This window comes from Jeotgalibaca sp. MA1X17-3, from assembly GCF_021513155.1.
GTDB lineage: Bacteria > Bacillota > Bacilli > Lactobacillales > Aerococcaceae > Jeotgalibaca.
In genome coordinates this window covers 485,266-501,846 of record NZ_CP090983.1, presented here as the reverse complement: position 1 = coordinate 501,846, position 16,581 = coordinate 485,266, and the positions used below count along the sequence as shown (strand labels likewise).

The window sequence follows — 16,581 nt, the reverse complement described above, 5'->3', positions numbered from 1 at the left end:
TATTTCTTTATTGCTAATATTGGCACACAGTTGATTAACAGCTGAAAATGAATTGAGGAGAGACCAATATGAACATGAATACACAACTTCAAATAGTAATGGCTCCACAATTGAATAATTATTACTTTAGCTTCTTCCGATAATAATCTATGGAGGCTAAAGAAATTTGAGCTGTTAACAACAGTCGCCCTATAGATTTTCAAAAGAAATCGAATGGGGCGAACAAGTAAACTAATAAACTTTCTTTTCTAAGTGAAATTAACTTACCCAACGCTACATTCGATATTCTTTCAAAGAATAACGGGTGTAGCGTTTTTTCGTTTTTAATGATGTAGTGAGGAGGAAATTGATGATCATTCATACGTTAGGTCCAAATAGCACCGACAGCTATGCGGTTGCAGAATCGCTTTTGCAATCAGAAGACGATGGCATTGTGGAGTATCCGTCTTTTGACAGCCTCCTACACAACCTTGACCAACTGTCCGGGCAACATGTCTTATTCCCAGTAGCATTTAAAAGTGCACGAAAAGATTATGGCTGGAAAGAATTTAACTACGATTATTGGGATAAAGTAGAGTTAGTAAAGGTCTTTCAAAAAAAAACAAAGCCGATGCTCTTAATTAAAAACAAATATTATAAACAAGACCGAGCGATGATTCATCCCGCAACCACTATTTTTTTAAAAAATATTTATTCAAAGAAAACGAAAATACAGTGATTGAATTTGCGGATAGTAAATACAAAGCCTGGTCAGTCTTTTGTAAGAAAGATTTAAAATACACCATTATTAGTGAGGATGTATTTGAAAAAGAAAAAAAGAAGCGTATACGATTGAAGAACGATATGAACCAGTTATGGTTTGGTGTTTGTACAAAATAAATGAACAGAGAAAAGGAGAATTATTATGATTATCGTATTAAAACAAGGGGTTACAGCAAGTGCTATCAAGGAGTTAACAAACAGAATAGAGTCTCAAGGTCTAGCTGTGAGTCACTTTACAGATATTAAACGTGAATTCTTAGGCTTAATTGGAGATACAACCGGGATGGATCCTCATCAATGGCAAGCTTCTCCAGAAGTAGAACAAGTAATTCGTGTAGCCGACCCTTACAAAAGAGCCAACAGAAAATTCCATCCTCAAAATTCTATTGTTTCTGTAGGAGATCAAACAATTGGTGGAGATCGATTAGGAATCATTGCGGGTCCTTGTTCGGTAGAAAGTGAAGAACAAATTGTAACGATTGCTAAACAACTTAAACAAGCTGGTGCTAACTTCTTACGTGGAGGAGCCTTCAAACCAAGAACTTCTCCATACAGTTTCCAAGGTTTAGAACTAGAAGGATTAAAAATGCTTCAAACTGCTAAAGCTGAGACTGGGTTACCAATTGTAACCGAACTAATGTCAACAAAATGGGTGGATCAATTTGTTGAATCTGTAGACATGATTCAAATTGGTGCTCGTAATATGCAAAACTTTGACTTACTAAAAGAAGTAGGACGAACGCAGACCCCTGTTCTTTTAAAAAGAGGATTATCTGCAACATACAAAGAATGGTTGATGTCAGCTGAATACATTATGGCAGCAGGAAATGATAATGTAATCTTGTGCGAACGAGGCATTCGTACCTTCGAAACTGGAACTCGAAACACATTAGATATCCAAGCAGTTCCTGTTATGAAAGAACTGTCTCACTTACCAATCATTGTTGATCCTAGCCATGCAGGTGGAATGTCTTACTTAGTAGAAGCAGGAGCAAAATCAGGTGTAGTTGCAGGTGCAGATGGCTTGATGATTGAAGTTCACAATGATCCAGCTAATGCTTGGAGTGATGGTGAACAATGTCTAACTCCCGATGAATTCTCTAGTTTGATGGAAAAAATCCGTAGTCTCGCTATTTTCGAAGGTCGTTCGGTTGCAGAAGCATCCACTATTCTAACTAACTAAAAGAATGAGGGATAAAGTATGACTGTATTAACTGTTAAACTTCCAGCACAAGATACAAATTATGATTTAAAAATCAAAAAAGGGATTCTTCGTCAAGTAGGCAGTGAAACATCCAAAATATTTACTGGCTCAAAAATTGCTGTCATCACAGATGAAACCGTCCACGGATATTATGGAGCTTCTGTCATAACTGATTTAGAAGCAGCCGGGTTTGACGTTCATTGTATAGTCTTACCTCCTGGCGAACAAACCAAAACGTTTGATTCCATGCCAGCAATTTATAGTTCTTTAGCTGCCTTTGGTTTGACAAGAAGTGACTTAATCATTGCCTTAGGTGGAGGTGTAATCGGTGATATTACCGGTTTCGTAGCTTCTTCTTATCTAAGAGGAATCTCCTTTGTTCAAATCCCTACTACTTTACTTGCGCAAGTGGATAGCAGTGTCGGAGGAAAAGTTGGGGTTGATTTACCTGAAGGAAAAAATTTAGTGGGTGCTTTTTACCACCCTTCTCTGGTTTTAATTGATTCATTAGTATTAGAAACGTTGACTGATTCGGCCTTTTCAGATGGAATGGCCGAAGTCATTAAATATGGATGCATAAAAGATTTATCTCTATTTAATCAACTCCTGGAACTGACTTCGCGTACAGAAGTGATGGAAAAAATTGATTGGCTCATTGAAACCTGCTGTACGATCAAAAAAAATATTGTACAGGCAGATGAAAAAGACCTTGGAGAACGGATGATTTTGAACTTTGGTCACACCCTTGGTCATGCCATTGAAGCTTACTATCATTATGAAAAATACACACATGGTCAAGGCGTTGCCATTGGTATGGTCGCGATATCAAGGATTGCAGAAACAAAACAACTAACTAAAGTGGGAACGACTGAGCGATTAGTAACTCTTTTGCAGCAACACCACTTACCTACTGAACTAACCGATCATGAGGATTACCCTCATTTGCTGTCTTACATCAAAAAAGACAAAAAAAATATCGATGGTAGTTTAACTGTTGTTGTTCTAACAGACATCGGGCATGCTCAAAATAAACCAACTGCCCTATCATTTTTTGATTCTTTAACTATTGGAGGGATAACAAATTGACGAATTTAACACTGGCTCCTGGAAAAATAAAAGGATCCGTAATCGCTCCTCCTTCTAAAAGTATGGCTCATCGGGCTGTTATTTGTGCCAGCTTAGCACAAGGTCGCAGTATCATTAAGAATATTCAGTTATCGGATGATATTATTGCAACTATGGAAGGAATGCGTTCATTTGGAGCTGTTATTTCTTATGAAAACCAGATCCTGACTATTGACGGGGTTGGTAGTCAACCAGCCAAAGAGGTTCGGACAATCGATTGTAATGAATCAGGTTCTACCTTACGTTTTCTGATTCCTTTAGCAACTTTATTTACTGGCGAAACAACCTTCGTTGGTAGAGGTCATTTGGGGAAGCGACCACTTGAACCGTATCAGGAAATATTTAACCAGCAATCCCTTCCCTACCATCAAAAAGAAACAGAAGAACTCCATTTAACGGTGCAAGGGGCATTGACACCTGGTCTCTATGAAATGCGTGGTGATATCAGCTCTCAGTTTATTACCGGGTTATTATTAACACTACCGTTATTAAAAGGAGATTCTATTTTAAAGATTACGACTCATTTAGAATCAAAAGGGTACATTGATTTAACTCTTAGTGTATTAAAGTCATTTGGTATCGTTATTGAACTGGATGAGACAAAGCAAGAATTTCATATCAAAGGAAATCAAATATACACAGCCTGTTCTTATGAAGTAGAAGGTGATTATTCCCAAGCTGCCTTCTGGTTAAGTGCAAATGCGTTAGGAAACAACCTTTCCATAGAGGGTTTAAGCTCTACTTCGCTACAGGGAGATCGAGATATTCTAACTATTTTAGAAACGTTGAGTAATGATTCGCCTGAAAAAGAACGCGTTATTGATGGAGCTCAAGTTCCAGATATTATTCCTGTTGTTGCTTTAGTTGCGGCTCTTACAGAAGGAAAAACAAAAATCATCAATCTAGAGCGTCTACGAATTAAAGAAAGCGATCGTTTAGTCGCTACCCAAAAAGAATTAGCGACTCTAGGAGCAAATATTAAAATTGTAGAAGATACTCTTTTGATCACTGGTGTTTCTAACCTAACCGGCGGGAAAGAAGTATGGAGTCATAAGGATCATCGAATAGCTATGATGCTAGCGATTGCTTCCACTCGTTGCAACGAACCCATTTACATTAAAGATACAGATTGTGTTAAAAAATCTTATCCCAACTTTTGGGAAGTATTTCAGCAATTAGGAGGCAAAGTACATGAGTGGAGTTTGGGGTAAAAATTTACAAATCTCACTATTTGGTGAGTCACATGGTGTCGCAATCGGAATCACTATCAACGGATTGCCACCAGGTTTGAAAATAGATATGGATCAAGTTTTATTTGAAATGAGCCGTAGAGCACCAGGAAAAAATGAGCTAACTACACCCCGTGTAGAAAAAGACCAACCAGAAATTTTGAGTGGCTTTTTAGATGGCAAAACAACTGGAGCTCCCTTAACTGCTATTATTTGGAATACCAATACCCGTTCAAAAGATTATAGTATTTTAAAAGATGTCATGCGTCCTGGCCAAGCAGATTATCCTGGAAGGGTACGCTACAACGGCCACAATGACCATAGAGGAAGTGGACATTTTTCTGGAAGGATTACTGCTCCATTAGTATTTACTGGTGCCATTTGTCAGCAATGGCTTAGAAAAAAAGGGGTCACGATTGGTGCGCACATTCAATCCATCGGCTCGATTGAAGACACAACCTTCGAAGAGCAAGAATTAGTTACCACCGAACAAATCGAACAATTAAAAGAACGACAACTTCCTTTATTTAATACTAAAAAAGAGGCTGAAATGACTGAGCTAATTTTAGAAGCAAAAGAAGATGGTGACTCTGTAGGAGGTGTTGTTGAAACATTTGTCTTGGGATTAGATGCTGGATATGGAAATCCATTTTTCGATTCTGTAGAATCTCAACTCGCTCATCTCGTATTTGCCGTCCCTGCAATTAAAGGGATTGAATTTGGAACTGGTTTTGACATTACTAAAATGCGGGGTTCACAAGCAAATGATGAATATTATTATGATGAACAAGGAAAAATCAAAACTCGTTCCAATAATAATGGTGGAATCATTGGTGGAATTACATACGGCATGCCTGTTGTTTTCCGCGCAGCAGTAAAACCACCTGCTTCTATTAAGAAGAAACAACAGACCATCAATATCCAAGAAGGAACAGAGACTGAACTAGAGGTCGAAGGTCGCCACGATCCTTGTATTGTTCCGCGTGTCCTACCTGTTTTAGAAGCCGTCACAGCTATTGGGTTAATGGACTTGATGCTAGGAGGACAAAAAAATGAATGAGTTAGAACAGTATCGGAATGAAATTGACGCGATTGATCAAGAGTTGACTCGTTTGTTTGAATTACGTTTAAATACTGTATTAAAAGTAGGTTCTTATAAAAAACAACACAACTTACCTACGTTAGATTCTAATCGTGAAGAAATGGTTATTAAAAAAAATGTGGGGCGTTTAAAAGATCCACAATTTGAACCACAACTAACACAATTCTTCCAATCGATGATGAAAATTACGAAACAAACACAAATGGACCTTTTCCAACTAAAACTTTAATATCTATTATGAATAAAGCAGGATATTCGTCGCATCAATCAGCAACGAATATCCTGCTTTATTCTTCTTTTTTTAACTCCTTCCATAATTTGAACTCTACAGAAGATGAAATATTTCCATTTTTCCTTACGTACTTTTAAGATAGCATAGAGCTTCCATTTCCAATAATTGAAATCTATACTGGAGTGAATACAATGAATAAATTAGTCCTGATCGGTGGTGGTCATGCCCATCTCATCTTTCTTCGCGAATTACTGGCCACCCCTATCCCCCATGAAATTATTCTGATTTCTGCAGATCCCTATCAATATTACTCGGGTATGTTCTCAGGGTTTACAGAAGGTTTATATGGAATAGACGATATCCGCATCCCTATTGAAAAACTTTGTCAAGAAAATTCAGTAGAATTTATTGTAGATACCATCATTGAAGTAGACCCTATCAATAAAACCGCAAAAGGAATTTCGGGTCAGATTTATCCTTTTGATGTAGTCTCCATTAATATTGGATCTAGTATTTCTGAATTGCTTGACTCCACGACTATTAAAAGTATAAAACCGAACTATCAATTTCCAGATATCATAGACCAATTCCGATCTGGTGAAAAACCTGTAATTATTGGTGGTGGTTCGGCAGGTCTTGAATTAGCACTGACCACAACAGCTTGGCGAAAGAACAATAACCAAGAAGCCAATGTAACGCTAATTAGTGCCTCCCGTCTTCTTTCCTCTTATGGAACAAAAGGTTCTACAAAAATAAGACAAGTAGCAAAAAGAAAAGGACTAGAAGTCATTGAAAATGAAACAGTCGAACATCTCCAACAAAACGTTTTAACTACAAAGAGAAACCAACGGATTGAATGGAGTCATCTTTTATCTTTGACCGGCCCTATACCAAGTCCTTTATTTAAAGAGAATGAACTTCTCAAAGATGAGAAAGGATTTTTACTCGTTAATAGCACACTTCAGCATAACGAGTATCCTTTTGTTTTTGGAGCTGGAGATTGTGTAACGGTAGAAGAGTATCCTTTATTACCTAAAAATGGAGTGTATGCAGTGAGGCAAGGGCACTTACTTGTAAAAAATCTAAAAGCATACTTAGAAAACCAAGAAAAACTACTTCACTTTACTCCTCAAAAAAGATTTTTATCTATTTTATCTACCGGTAACCAGGAAGGGCTCCTTACCTATGGGTCTTTTTATTTTCATGGAAAAATTTCTTGGAAAATAAAACACTACATCGATAAACAGTTTATGCATTCTTTTCACTACTAATATATTTAAAAAAACGCAATCAATCCTCTCAGTATAGCAAGGATGAATTGCGTTTTTCCTCTTTTTATCTAAACCATTGAACATATTTTTTAGATAATTTGGGAAGAAAACCAGAGAATAATTTTTCTCGCCAATATAAATCTGAAGTACGTTGAATAGCTGCTGTGTGATTGGGATAGGGATAAATCATCTGCGAAAGGTCTCCAATTTTATGATTTTGTGTAATTGCAAATACAACCAGTTGCATCCAGTCCCCTGCTCCTTTTCCAAATCCGTGCGCACCGATTATTTTCCCCTTTGAGTTTGTTAGTATTTTGACAAGCCCTTTATTTTCATGGTCCGCTACAAAACGATCGACTTCAGAAAGAGGAACCTCATAAATAGAAGTTGATATTCCTTTTTCTTTCGCTTCTTGCTCTGTTAAGCCAATATGGAATATTTCAGGATCCGTATAGATAATCCAAGGTATTCGATCATATTTCATTTTTTTAGGAAAACCTAATACCGCATTTTGTACAACCGTTTTTCCTTCTTCTCCAGCTACATGTGTAAATGGGAATTTACCATTCGCATCTCCAATTGCATAAATATTGGATTCATTCGTTTGTAATTTTTCATTCGTTAAAATATAGCCTTTTTTATCCATTTTAATTCCTATTTTATCCAATTGAAGTGTATCACTATTTGGTATACGGCCTACCGCTACTAAAATTTCATCAACTACTATCTCTTTTTGTTGTCCATGCTGATCAACCGTGACTACTTTTTTATCATTTTGGACACGAACTTTTTTTACCTCCGCATTCAGATGGAACGTTATTTCTGACTCTAACATTTCTACTGCTGCCTTTTGAATGGAAGCATCTTCAGTACCTAAAAGAGAATCTTGTTTCTCTACAACAGTAACCTTTGAGCCCAAACGTGCCATTGCCTGTGCTAGCTCTAAACCAATTGCTCCTCCTCCAAGTACTAGTAATTCTTTTGGTAAGGTTTCTTGTTGGAACAATGATTCATTCGTCCAGTATCCAGATTCTTCTAGACCTTCAATTTGAGGAACAAACGGTCTTGAACCCGTAGCAATAACGATCCGTTTTCCATAAATTTCCGTATCTTTTATCATAAACGTATTTTTTGAGGTAAAGGTGCCCTTTCCTTTATAGAGATCAATTCCCATATTTAAAAAGCGTTCATCACTATCATGTTCTTGAATAGATGAAATAGATTCTTGTACCCGCTTTTTTACTTCTTTCATATTTATCTCGCCAGAAACTTGAAGTCCCAACTGGGTTGTTTTATTTTTTGCTGCATGCACTTCTTTTGCAGCTTGAATGAGTGTTTTTGAAGGCACACATCCAACATGTAGACAGTCTCCTCCAAGATGTTCTTCTTTTTCTACCAATGCTACTTTAGCCCCCAGAGAACTTGCCCCCGAAGCTACAGTTAATCCACCGGCTCCTCCACCTATTATAATTACATCATATTTCTTCATTCGATTACCAACTTTCCTACTCGCTTAGAATTTTTCTTGCTTCCATTAACCTTTGTCCTGCTGTAAATAATTCGACTAAGAAAAAAAGAATAGTAAACAGAATCAGATAATCTGAAAAGAGAGTCATCAGTGAGAAAAAAATAAATCCCTCTGTTCTTTCTGCAAGACCTGCCTGATAGTAAAAAGTTTTCATTCCCTTTTTTTCTGACACAGCTCCAACTGTAAGAAATATAGTCATGGAAAGGATAATGGATACACTGAGTAATAAAAGCGCCCATTGTGAAGCTGGAAAAGCAAATGCCAATCCTACTATGACACTAATTTCAACGATTCGATCAAATGTAATATCAAGTACGGTCCCCCATAGTGATGGCTTAGATAAACGCGCCATCGTTCCATCTACCGCGTCTAAAAAACCAGATATCCACAATACTAAAATAGCTATCAAGGGTTGTTGCATATAAATAAAAACACCAGAAGAGGCTCCTACTAAAAATGCTCCCCACGTCACATGATTTGCGCTCCAACCAATCTTTAAAAACACTCGTGCTGTTTTTTCAATCGTAGGCTGAACATATTTTCTTGCGTGTGTATCAAGCATTTTTTTATTCCTCCTTTTCGTCTTTCATATTTAATAGTTCACGGATTTTTTTCTGAAATAAGGTTGGAACTAATGTAATAATGATAAATAGCCCACCTGCTAATGCAACCATCCCTACATTAGAAGACAAAGCATTCGCTCCCAAAAAATTATAAGCAAACGTACCTGGTATCATTCCTAACATCGTTGCAAGCATAAAATCCTTTGTTTTTATTTTAGATAGTCCTGCTGTATAACTAATCAAGTCAAATGGAAAGAGTGGTACGAGCCTTACTAAAAACACAACGATAAAACCTTTTTTTCTAAAACTTCTTTCAACTTCTCCACTCGATGACCTACTTTTTTTCAATCCATTTTCCCCCAATTTTTCGTGAGACTAAGAAAGATAAGTAGGCTCCAATGGATGCACCGATTAGTGTTAAAAGCATCCCATATAAAGGCCCAAACGCAAGCCCTCCTGCTAAGGACAAAACAGATGCTGGGAAAAGTATGAGTGGCCGTATCGAATAAAGTAATACATACATGAACGGCGCAATGATTCCTAATCCCACTATTTTACTTTGAATCGTTTCTGCATCTATATTAAATACCGTTTGATTTAAAAAGAATAGTAGGATTAAAAATGCAAGTACACCTAATATAAGGAACAAATCTTTTTTCTTCATGTTTTTATCCTTTCAAATAAGCAGTCTATCTTTCTTTTATATAAACAATATTTCCTACAGAATATTTATTGGGTCCTTGTACCGTTAATTTTTCTCCTGTATCTGATAAAATGACGACTGTATAGTTCTCTCCAGATTTATAGAAAACTTCGATGACTTCTGCTTTCCATGAATTTTCTTTTTTGATTGGTGTAACCTCTGTAAAGATTAAACTATTTTGAGAAATAAATTGTCCTTCTTTCCAGATTCCACTTTGCAAAAAAGTTGTGACATAGGGATTAATCGGTGCATCATATAGTTCACTCGGGGTTGCTACTTGTTGTAATCTTCCTTCTCCAAGAATTGCCACACGATCTCCCAATGCCATTGCTTCTTCTAAATCATGAGTAACAAATAAAACGGTCATCTCTTCTTTTTTTAATAACTGTTTCATCCAACGTCTTGTATCTTTTCTTAACTCAGGATCTAAATTTGAGAATGGCTCATCTAAAAGCAGTACTTTAGGTTTCAATACCAGTGATCGAGCTAAAGCAACCCGCTGTTTTTGTCCTCCTGAAAGTTCATGAGGGTATCTCTTTGTAAATCCTTTTAACCCTACTTTTTCTAACATCGCAATCCCTATTTGATCGCGTACTTTCTTTTTAACTTTAGCCATCCTCAATCCAAACGTTACATTCTCGAGTAAATCTAAATGAGGAAACAACAAGGATTCTTGAAAAAGATAAATAACCGGACGTTCTTGTGGAGATACTCCATTCATGGAATATCCATCAATAATAATATCTCCTGTATCATATCCCTCTAATCCAGCAATCATTTTTAATAGCGTAGATTTCCCTATTCCTGAGGGTCCAACTACAGAAATGATTTCTCCTTTTCGAATAGATAGTTGGTCGATATCTATAATTTTTTTGTGTTGATAGGTTTTTGATACATCTATCAGATTCATATATACATTTTCCATAACATTACCTACCTTTCTTTGGTAGTAAAATTCTTAATAATAACTCAATCGTTGCCCATATTCCAATTGGTATCATCGCAAATAATAACGAAAAGCTAGCAATAATGGACTGATCTGGGGATTGAAAGAAAGGAAAATAAAGAAAAGGTAAGGTCAATACAGTTCCTCCACCTATAAGTGCTGTCACAAAATACTGGCTCAATGAAACAACGGTAACAATAAAAATAATACTTCTTATACTAGGCAATAACTGAGGGAAGTAAATAAAATAGAAGGCTCGAAAAGATTTAGCTCCCAAAGATGCTGCTAATTCTCCTTGTCTTTTCCCAAGTCTTTCAAATCCTGCCCGTAAAATTCGAATCGTATACGGCAACGTTAAAATGGTATGGATCAGGACAACACCCAACCAATGGTTAGCAATTCCTAAACGAATAAAGGTCATATTAATCCCCATCGCTACAGCTAAAACCGGAATGAAAAGAGGTGAAAGTAATAGGATATCAATCGCAGATTTCCATTTAAACTCGTAAAAAGCTAAGGCATTTGCTGCAGGAATTCCCATCACTAGATTTAAGAATAGCACCAATAATACAATTCCAATTGAAGTAAAAATAGCTTCCCAAAGATAAGGTTGTTGGAGAAAAAGAACTCGCCATCCTCGAATAGAAATATCATTCGGTAAAATTTGACCATACTCCCATTTGCTCGCAAAACTCGATAGTAGTAGAAAAAGTGTAGGAAATAAACTCATAACTGCAATTATTAAAAAAAGAAAACGCGGAAAAAGAGCCTATTGACTCTAGCTTTTTTCCATCGTTTTGATTTTGATGAAGATTTTTTCTACTTTTTTTGGTAATAGAAGATAGAATCACAACAAAAAAAACAATGAAAATAGTGATGAGTACCATTGTAGCAAATGCGTACGGTTGCTTTTCCCAATCTGTTCCAAAGAACCAGTTATAACTCAACACGGAAACCATCTTAGGATAAGTAGCACCCAGTAAAGCTGGAACTTCATAGGCAGCTAGTACAAAAGAGAAGGTTATAACAAACGTTTCTACTAATACCGGGAAAACGTAGGGCCATTCAACATATTTAAAAACAGATCCCTTCTTTCCTCCTAGTGTATAGACTAACTCCTTTTCTGAATGAGAAAGTTGTTCGTAAACCGGTAATAGCATTAAAATAACAAACGGAATTTCTTTTCCGATATACGTTATCATCATTCCTAATCCAGATGAACCCATAAATAACTGAGGAAAGTCTTCTGGTATAGATATTATTCCCAATATATTTAAAAATGTAGAAAAAAGTCCTGTTTGAGAAAATAAAAGATAGAACATATATCCCCATATAAAATGGGGAAAGAGCATAGGTAACCAGGATACTAACTTTGGAGCAGTTCTTTTTAACAAAGGAAAAGTTGATCGAACGAGCAGAACTCCAATTCCAAGTGATAGTACAGTAGAAACGAATGCAATTTTTATACTAAAAAGAAAGGAATCTTGAAAACTCTCATCCCGTAATAGAATTCGATATATTTCTAAACTTGGTGATCCGCTCGACATGATACTTTGTAGAAAAATCATTAATAAACCGTATCCTACTATTAAAAGCACGAGAAAAACTGCCGGTCCAACTAATAGATACGGTTTATTTTTATCGTACCACTTCATCCATCCACTTCTCCTTTAACCACGGTACATATTCAGCATCAATTTCTGGTAGTAAAGATTTCTTTAGTTCTTCAATTGGTAGAACGGTACGTCCTCTATCAATCTGTTCCAATCTTTTTTGATCTTCTTTAGAAAGTTTAAATAAATCCAACGATGTATTGTCTCCCCAATAAGATGAGTCTAATTTTTTAAATTGTGCATTGGGAGAGAGCAAGAAATTTATCACTGATAAAGCACCTTCTTTGTTTGGACTATTAAACGGTATCGCTAAAAAATGAGTGTTTCCGATAGAGCCAGATTCCAAAGTAAAGGAGCGAGTGGAATCAGGGAATATCCCTTTTTCAACTAATTATTCCGCTCTTGCCTCATTGTATCCCATCGTCATATAGACTTCCCCTTGACTGTACAAACGATCTAAGTATGCAAGATTATTAGGATATGTCTTTCCTTCTTGCCATAGAAAAGGTTTTATTTCATTTAAAAAACCCCACATTTTTTGACTATTTTTTTTAGCAAAGAAAGGGTCAAATCCCTTTTCTAAAATTGTTTCTACATCTCCAACTGATTCATAAAATAAATGTCGTAAAAAAGCATTTCCGGTAAAATCAGTTGGATCAGGATATGTAAATCTACCTGGATTTTTTTTGATCCATTCTTTTAATTCTTCAAATGTTTGAGGAGGTTTTGCTATTTTATTTTGATCATATTGAAAAACAAATTGAACTTTTCCCCAAGGCACTTCCATTCCTTCTACTTTTGTTCCAAAATCATAGCGTACATCCAAAGCCTCTGTATCTACATAATTCATTACATTTGGTAATTGGTTTGAAAATGGACCAAATAATAAATCATTTTCTTTTGCATTTTCAAAATTTTCGCCATTAAGCCAAATAATATCTATCGTTCCTTCTGTTTCTTTTACTTTTTTTCATCCCATAATTTCTTTAGTGCTTCAGGTGATTCCATGGGAACTCGACGTAGAGTTATTTTATATTGCTCTTTTAATTTTGGAGTAACCCACCCATCGATATATTGATTGACCCCTTCGTCCCCTCCCCACATATAGAGGCTTACTTTAGTTTCTTCTGCTTCTTTTTCGATTGTTTCCCATTTCTTTTGCATCAATTCTTCTGCTGTTATTCCACTTTCTACTTGATTATTTGAGCAAGCAGACAAGAAAAACAGAAATAGTAGTACAGTTAATAATGGTTTTCCTTTCCACATCGTTCTTTTTCTCCTCACTATCGAATCATAAATCTATATTTTGTATAAATTTTAACTTGCTATTTGTATTTGTATTTTATGGCTTCTAAAATAATATACCATTATAATAACAAATCTTGTAGGAAATGAACTCTTCATACTTTTTAGCTCCATAAAAAAAGCAAACGACAAAAGTCATTTGCTTTATTTATTTACATTTTAATGTTCTATGTCCATTATATTTTCACTTTATTTCTCTTTAAATTCACAATCAGTACTCCAGAAATAATGATGATTGCACCTATTATATGATAGAAATAAAAAGGCTCCTTTAGAATTAGAATACCTGACAGAATCGTAATCAATGTCGCTACGTTATTAAACACACTCACTTGGATGACTGGTAACTTTGAGATAGCATATATGGATAACAAAGCCGTGCCAAAGGTTGATAGTACTCCTAGGAACAAAATCGATCCTACGTATTGTAGCGTTCCTAATGAAGAAACATATTTACCAACCGTTCCTCCCTTTATAAAATAAAAACTATTAAAAAACAAAAAGCCAATCGTGATCACGTATATGACAATTTGAACTGGTTTAACGGTTTTACTTGTACGCTTAGATAGCACTTGCCAAATAGCGGTAGCAAATACGGATGCAATAATCAGTACATTCCCAAACAAATGAAACTCATAGTTTCCATTTGAGCCCATAATTTGCAAAAATACAACACCAATCATACTTAATAAAATACCACTAATCTGTATTTTGTTTACTCGTTCTTTTAAGATAAGTCCTGCAAACAAAACGGTAACCGCCGGAACGGTCGCTTGAATGATTCCTGCTTCTGTAACCGTAGTTTTATCTAACCCTATTATTTGTGTACTAAAGAATAAAATCGGATAGAATATGGAAATAAAAAAGATCATTATGATTTCCTTTTTATTTAACCGTAAATCAACACGCCGAATAATAGAAAAAATAACGATACTTAAAAATGCAAATAAAAATCTCTGAGCAAGAATAAGGGATTGATTTTCGTACGTCAAAGTTATTTTGACAAAGAGAAAGGAAAAACCAACAATAATTGAAAATGCAATTGCAGCGAGCATTGGAAAGTTCTTTTTCATTTTCTTACCTCTTTCTTTTTTAACAGATAAAATAAATTTTTGTTGTTCTGTTATCATTTTTAGTATTTAAAAGTATTTATAAGTTAGATTGCACCTCTGTTTTTCCCTCTTTTCACTATTATTTATCCTTTTTTCTCTTTACTTTACAAGAAATTATCTAGTATATGAATCAACTAGTTCAATCATACCCTCATTCATCTCCATTTGAAAGTTTGGAGGATGATTCCCCTTTTTATTTTTTCTATGGTAACATTAATATTCAAAACATTTATATAAATATATAGTACGTTAATAAAGCGTGAAAAGAGAGGTCTTATACGATGGAGAAGAAGAAATTAGCATTGCTTGGTTGTGGCTATTTAAACCAGATTGTAGGAGATGCGGTTAAAAGTGGCATTTTACAAGGATATGATCTTGTTGGAGTGATGGGGAGAAACCCTGAAAAAGTAAAAGAAGTTTCCGAAAAATATAATTGTAAGCCTTGTACGACTATCGAAGAATTAATTGCTTTAGAACCAGACTTTGTTGCAGAAGCAGCATCCAATCAAGCGGTATTGGATTATGGAGAAAAAATAGTAAAAAGTGGAGTAAGCATTGTATTGCTATCAACCTCTACACTTTTAGATTCCGATTTTTTTGAAAGATTAGAGAACGCAGCAGCAGAAAAAGGTGTGAATATCTATCTTCCTGGTGGACTAGTTGGAGGATTAGACCTTCTACATACAGCCTCTATCATGAATCCTATAGAAGCTTCCTTAACCTCTAAAAAATCTGAAGATAGGTTCAGTGGCTTTATTTACATTGATGAAAATGAAACCGGTAATATGAAATCTAAAACAGCTTCTGAAGGCCAATCTAAAGTACACATGGATCAACATCCAGAACCCAATCATGCTATTATCCCGACATCTTATGCGAATAATGGTCCTAATCATGTAGATGTACATGTTGATTTCGTTGCTGATTTTAAAGGATATGATCATAAAATCCAAGCAAAAGGACCCGAAGTAGAAATAGAAGTGGAAGTTGTCTCAGAAAATCACAAATTTGCAGCGTGGAGTGTTGTTCAAACCCTTCAAAATGCAATTGCAACGGTAGTTATATAACTTATTAGGAGCGTTGAAATATGAAAAAGAAAAAATTAGCATTACTTGGTTATGGCTATTTAAATCAGCATGTGGCACATGCTGTTAAAAGTGGCATTCTTGAAGGGTATGAATTAGTTGGAGTATTAGGACGTAATCCTGAGAAAACACAAGTGATAGCGAGCCATTATAATTGTAAGCCATGCTCTACAATCGAAGAACTTATGAATTTAGAACCTGATTTTGTAGTAGAAGCAGCTTCGCGTACTGCCTTGTTAGATTATGGGAAAACAGTGTTAAAAGGTGGAGCAAACCTCGTTATCCTATCTGCATCCATCCTATCTGATTTAGAGTTTTTTCAATCATTAAAAGAAACAGCCCAAGAAAATAATTCAAGAATATATCTTCCCGGCGGAGCAGTAGGTGGATTTGATTTAATACGTACCGCTGCTCTAATGGGTCCAGTAGACGTAACGATGACATCTAAAAAGGTACCACAACACTTGTATCATTCCCCTTTCTTTAGAAATGAATTACTCCATATTACAGAAACAGAAACCGTATTTGAAGGAAGTATAACCAAACTTATGCAAGAATTTCCATATATTTATAATGTTGCTATGGCAAGCGCCCTTGCGACAGTCGGCCCTGATCACATTCATTTTAAAATTCATGCCGTTCCTAATTTTAGAGGTGATGAATATCATATTCATGTAAAAGGCCAAGAAGTAGAAATAGATTTAAATATTTTTACAATAAACTATAATATAGCCGCATGGAGTGTTGTAACCATCCTTCGCAATGCTGTATCTACTGTGGTATTTTAAACTGAATTTACAA

17 protein-coding genes and 2 pseudogenes are annotated in these 16,581 nt (G+C 35.6%); 9 read left to right on the top strand and 10 right to left on the bottom strand.

The features are described 5' to 3' along the window. Positions 1-349: 349 nt before the first annotated feature. The 7 genes from LZ578_RS02505 to LZ578_RS02475 all read left to right on the top strand — a co-directional run bounded on the left by LZ578_RS02505 (position 350) and on the right by LZ578_RS02475 (position 6,925). Entirely contained in the window at positions 350-718 is a 369-nt protein-coding gene (locus LZ578_RS02505) for a hypothetical protein (RefSeq protein WP_235145777.1), read from the top strand. Positions 719-904: 186 nt separating this feature from the next. Next, a complete protein-coding gene (gene aroF, locus LZ578_RS02500) occupies positions 905-1,945 on the top strand; it encodes a 3-deoxy-7-phosphoheptulonate synthase (RefSeq protein ID WP_235145776.1) in 1,041 nt (346 codons plus the stop codon). A gap of 18 nt (positions 1,946-1,963) precedes the next feature. Beyond that, positions 1,964-3,052, top strand: coding sequence for a 3-dehydroquinate synthase (gene aroB / locus LZ578_RS02495; protein WP_235145775.1), 1,089 nt, complete (start codon positions 1,964-1,966; stop codon positions 3,050-3,052). Continuing rightward, complete coding sequence (gene aroA / locus LZ578_RS02490; protein ID WP_235145774.1) at positions 3,049-4,302, top strand: 3-phosphoshikimate 1-carboxyvinyltransferase; 1,254 nt, start codon at positions 3,049-3,051, stop codon at positions 4,300-4,302. The genes aroB and aroA overlap by 4 nt, the downstream gene beginning before the upstream one ends. Continuing rightward, positions 4,283-5,380, top strand: coding sequence for a chorismate synthase (gene aroC, locus LZ578_RS02485; RefSeq protein WP_235145773.1), 1,098 nt, complete (start codon positions 4,283-4,285; stop codon positions 5,378-5,380). The genes aroA and aroC overlap by 20 nt, the downstream gene beginning before the upstream one ends. Beyond that, positions 5,373-5,651 carry a chorismate mutase gene (locus LZ578_RS02480; protein ID WP_235145772.1) on the top strand — a complete coding sequence of 93 codons (279 nt, stop codon included), beginning with the start codon at positions 5,373-5,375 and terminating at the stop codon, positions 5,649-5,651. The genes aroC and LZ578_RS02480 overlap by 8 nt, the downstream gene beginning before the upstream one ends. Positions 5,652-5,845: 194 nt before the next feature. Beyond that, on the top strand, positions 5,846-6,925 hold the full coding sequence (locus LZ578_RS02475; protein ID WP_235145771.1) for an FAD-dependent oxidoreductase: 1,080 nt from the start codon (positions 5,846-5,848) through the stop codon (positions 6,923-6,925). A gap of 64 nt (positions 6,926-6,989) precedes the next feature. Here LZ578_RS02475 and LZ578_RS02470 read toward each other — a convergent pair whose 3' ends face one another. From LZ578_RS02470 to LZ578_RS02425, 10 genes and pseudogenes are all read right to left on the bottom strand, one after another. Then, a complete protein-coding gene (locus tag LZ578_RS02470) occupies positions 6,990-8,414 on the bottom strand; it encodes an NAD(P)/FAD-dependent oxidoreductase (RefSeq protein WP_235145770.1) in 1,425 nt (474 codons plus the stop codon). 16 nt (positions 8,415-8,430) lie between these two features. Next, on the bottom strand, positions 8,431-9,015 hold the full coding sequence (locus LZ578_RS02465; RefSeq protein WP_235145769.1) for a CDP-alcohol phosphatidyltransferase family protein: 585 nt from the start codon (positions 9,013-9,015) through the stop codon (positions 8,431-8,433). Positions 9,016-9,019: 4 nt separating this feature from the next. Further along, positions 9,020-9,443, bottom strand: a pseudogene (locus LZ578_RS02460) (TVP38/TMEM64 family protein). 262 nt (positions 9,444-9,705) lie between these two features. After that, the gene (locus LZ578_RS02455; RefSeq protein WP_235145768.1) at positions 9,706-10,644 is read right to left on the bottom strand and encodes an ABC transporter ATP-binding protein; all 939 of its coding nucleotides are present in this window, start codon (positions 10,642-10,644) and stop codon (positions 9,706-9,708) included. A 4-nt stretch (positions 10,645-10,648) separates the two neighbouring features. Then, positions 10,649-11,227, bottom strand: coding sequence for an ABC transporter permease (locus tag LZ578_RS02450; protein ID WP_235146381.1), 579 nt, complete (start codon positions 11,225-11,227; stop codon positions 10,649-10,651). 88 nt (positions 11,228-11,315) lie between these two features. Further along, positions 11,316-12,320: an ABC transporter permease gene (locus LZ578_RS02445; protein WP_235145767.1), complete on the bottom strand. Its 1,005-nt coding sequence runs from the start codon at positions 12,318-12,320 to the stop codon at positions 11,316-11,318. Continuing rightward, a complete protein-coding gene (locus tag LZ578_RS02440) occupies positions 12,304-12,546 on the bottom strand; it encodes a hypothetical protein (protein ID WP_235145766.1) in 243 nt (80 codons plus the stop codon). Before LZ578_RS02440 ends, LZ578_RS02445 begins: the two co-directional genes overlap by 17 nt. A gap of 123 nt (positions 12,547-12,669) precedes the next feature. Continuing rightward, positions 12,670-13,227: pseudogene (locus tag LZ578_RS02435) on the bottom strand (ABC transporter substrate-binding protein); the annotation flags it as partial. Between the two features lie 11 nt (positions 13,228-13,238). Continuing rightward, positions 13,239-13,544: a hypothetical protein gene (locus LZ578_RS02430; protein ID WP_235145765.1), complete on the bottom strand. Its 306-nt coding sequence runs from the start codon at positions 13,542-13,544 to the stop codon at positions 13,239-13,241. Positions 13,545-13,759: 215 nt separating this feature from the next. Further along, positions 13,760-14,656 carry a DMT family transporter gene (locus LZ578_RS02425; protein ID WP_235145764.1) on the bottom strand — a complete coding sequence of 299 codons (897 nt, stop codon included), beginning with the start codon at positions 14,654-14,656 and terminating at the stop codon, positions 13,760-13,762. A 320-nt stretch (positions 14,657-14,976) separates the two neighbouring features. Here LZ578_RS02425 and LZ578_RS02420 point away from each other — a divergent pair, with 320 nt between their 5' ends. Both LZ578_RS02420 and LZ578_RS02415 read left to right on the top strand, forming a co-directional pair. Then, positions 14,977-15,762, top strand: coding sequence for a hypothetical protein (locus LZ578_RS02420; RefSeq protein ID WP_235145763.1), 786 nt, complete (start codon positions 14,977-14,979; stop codon positions 15,760-15,762). A gap of 20 nt (positions 15,763-15,782) precedes the next feature. Further along, positions 15,783-16,568 carry an aspartate dehydrogenase domain-containing protein gene (locus tag LZ578_RS02415; protein WP_235145762.1) on the top strand — a complete coding sequence of 262 codons (786 nt, stop codon included), beginning with the start codon at positions 15,783-15,785 and terminating at the stop codon, positions 16,566-16,568. The last annotated feature ends 13 nt before the right edge of the window (positions 16,569-16,581 follow it).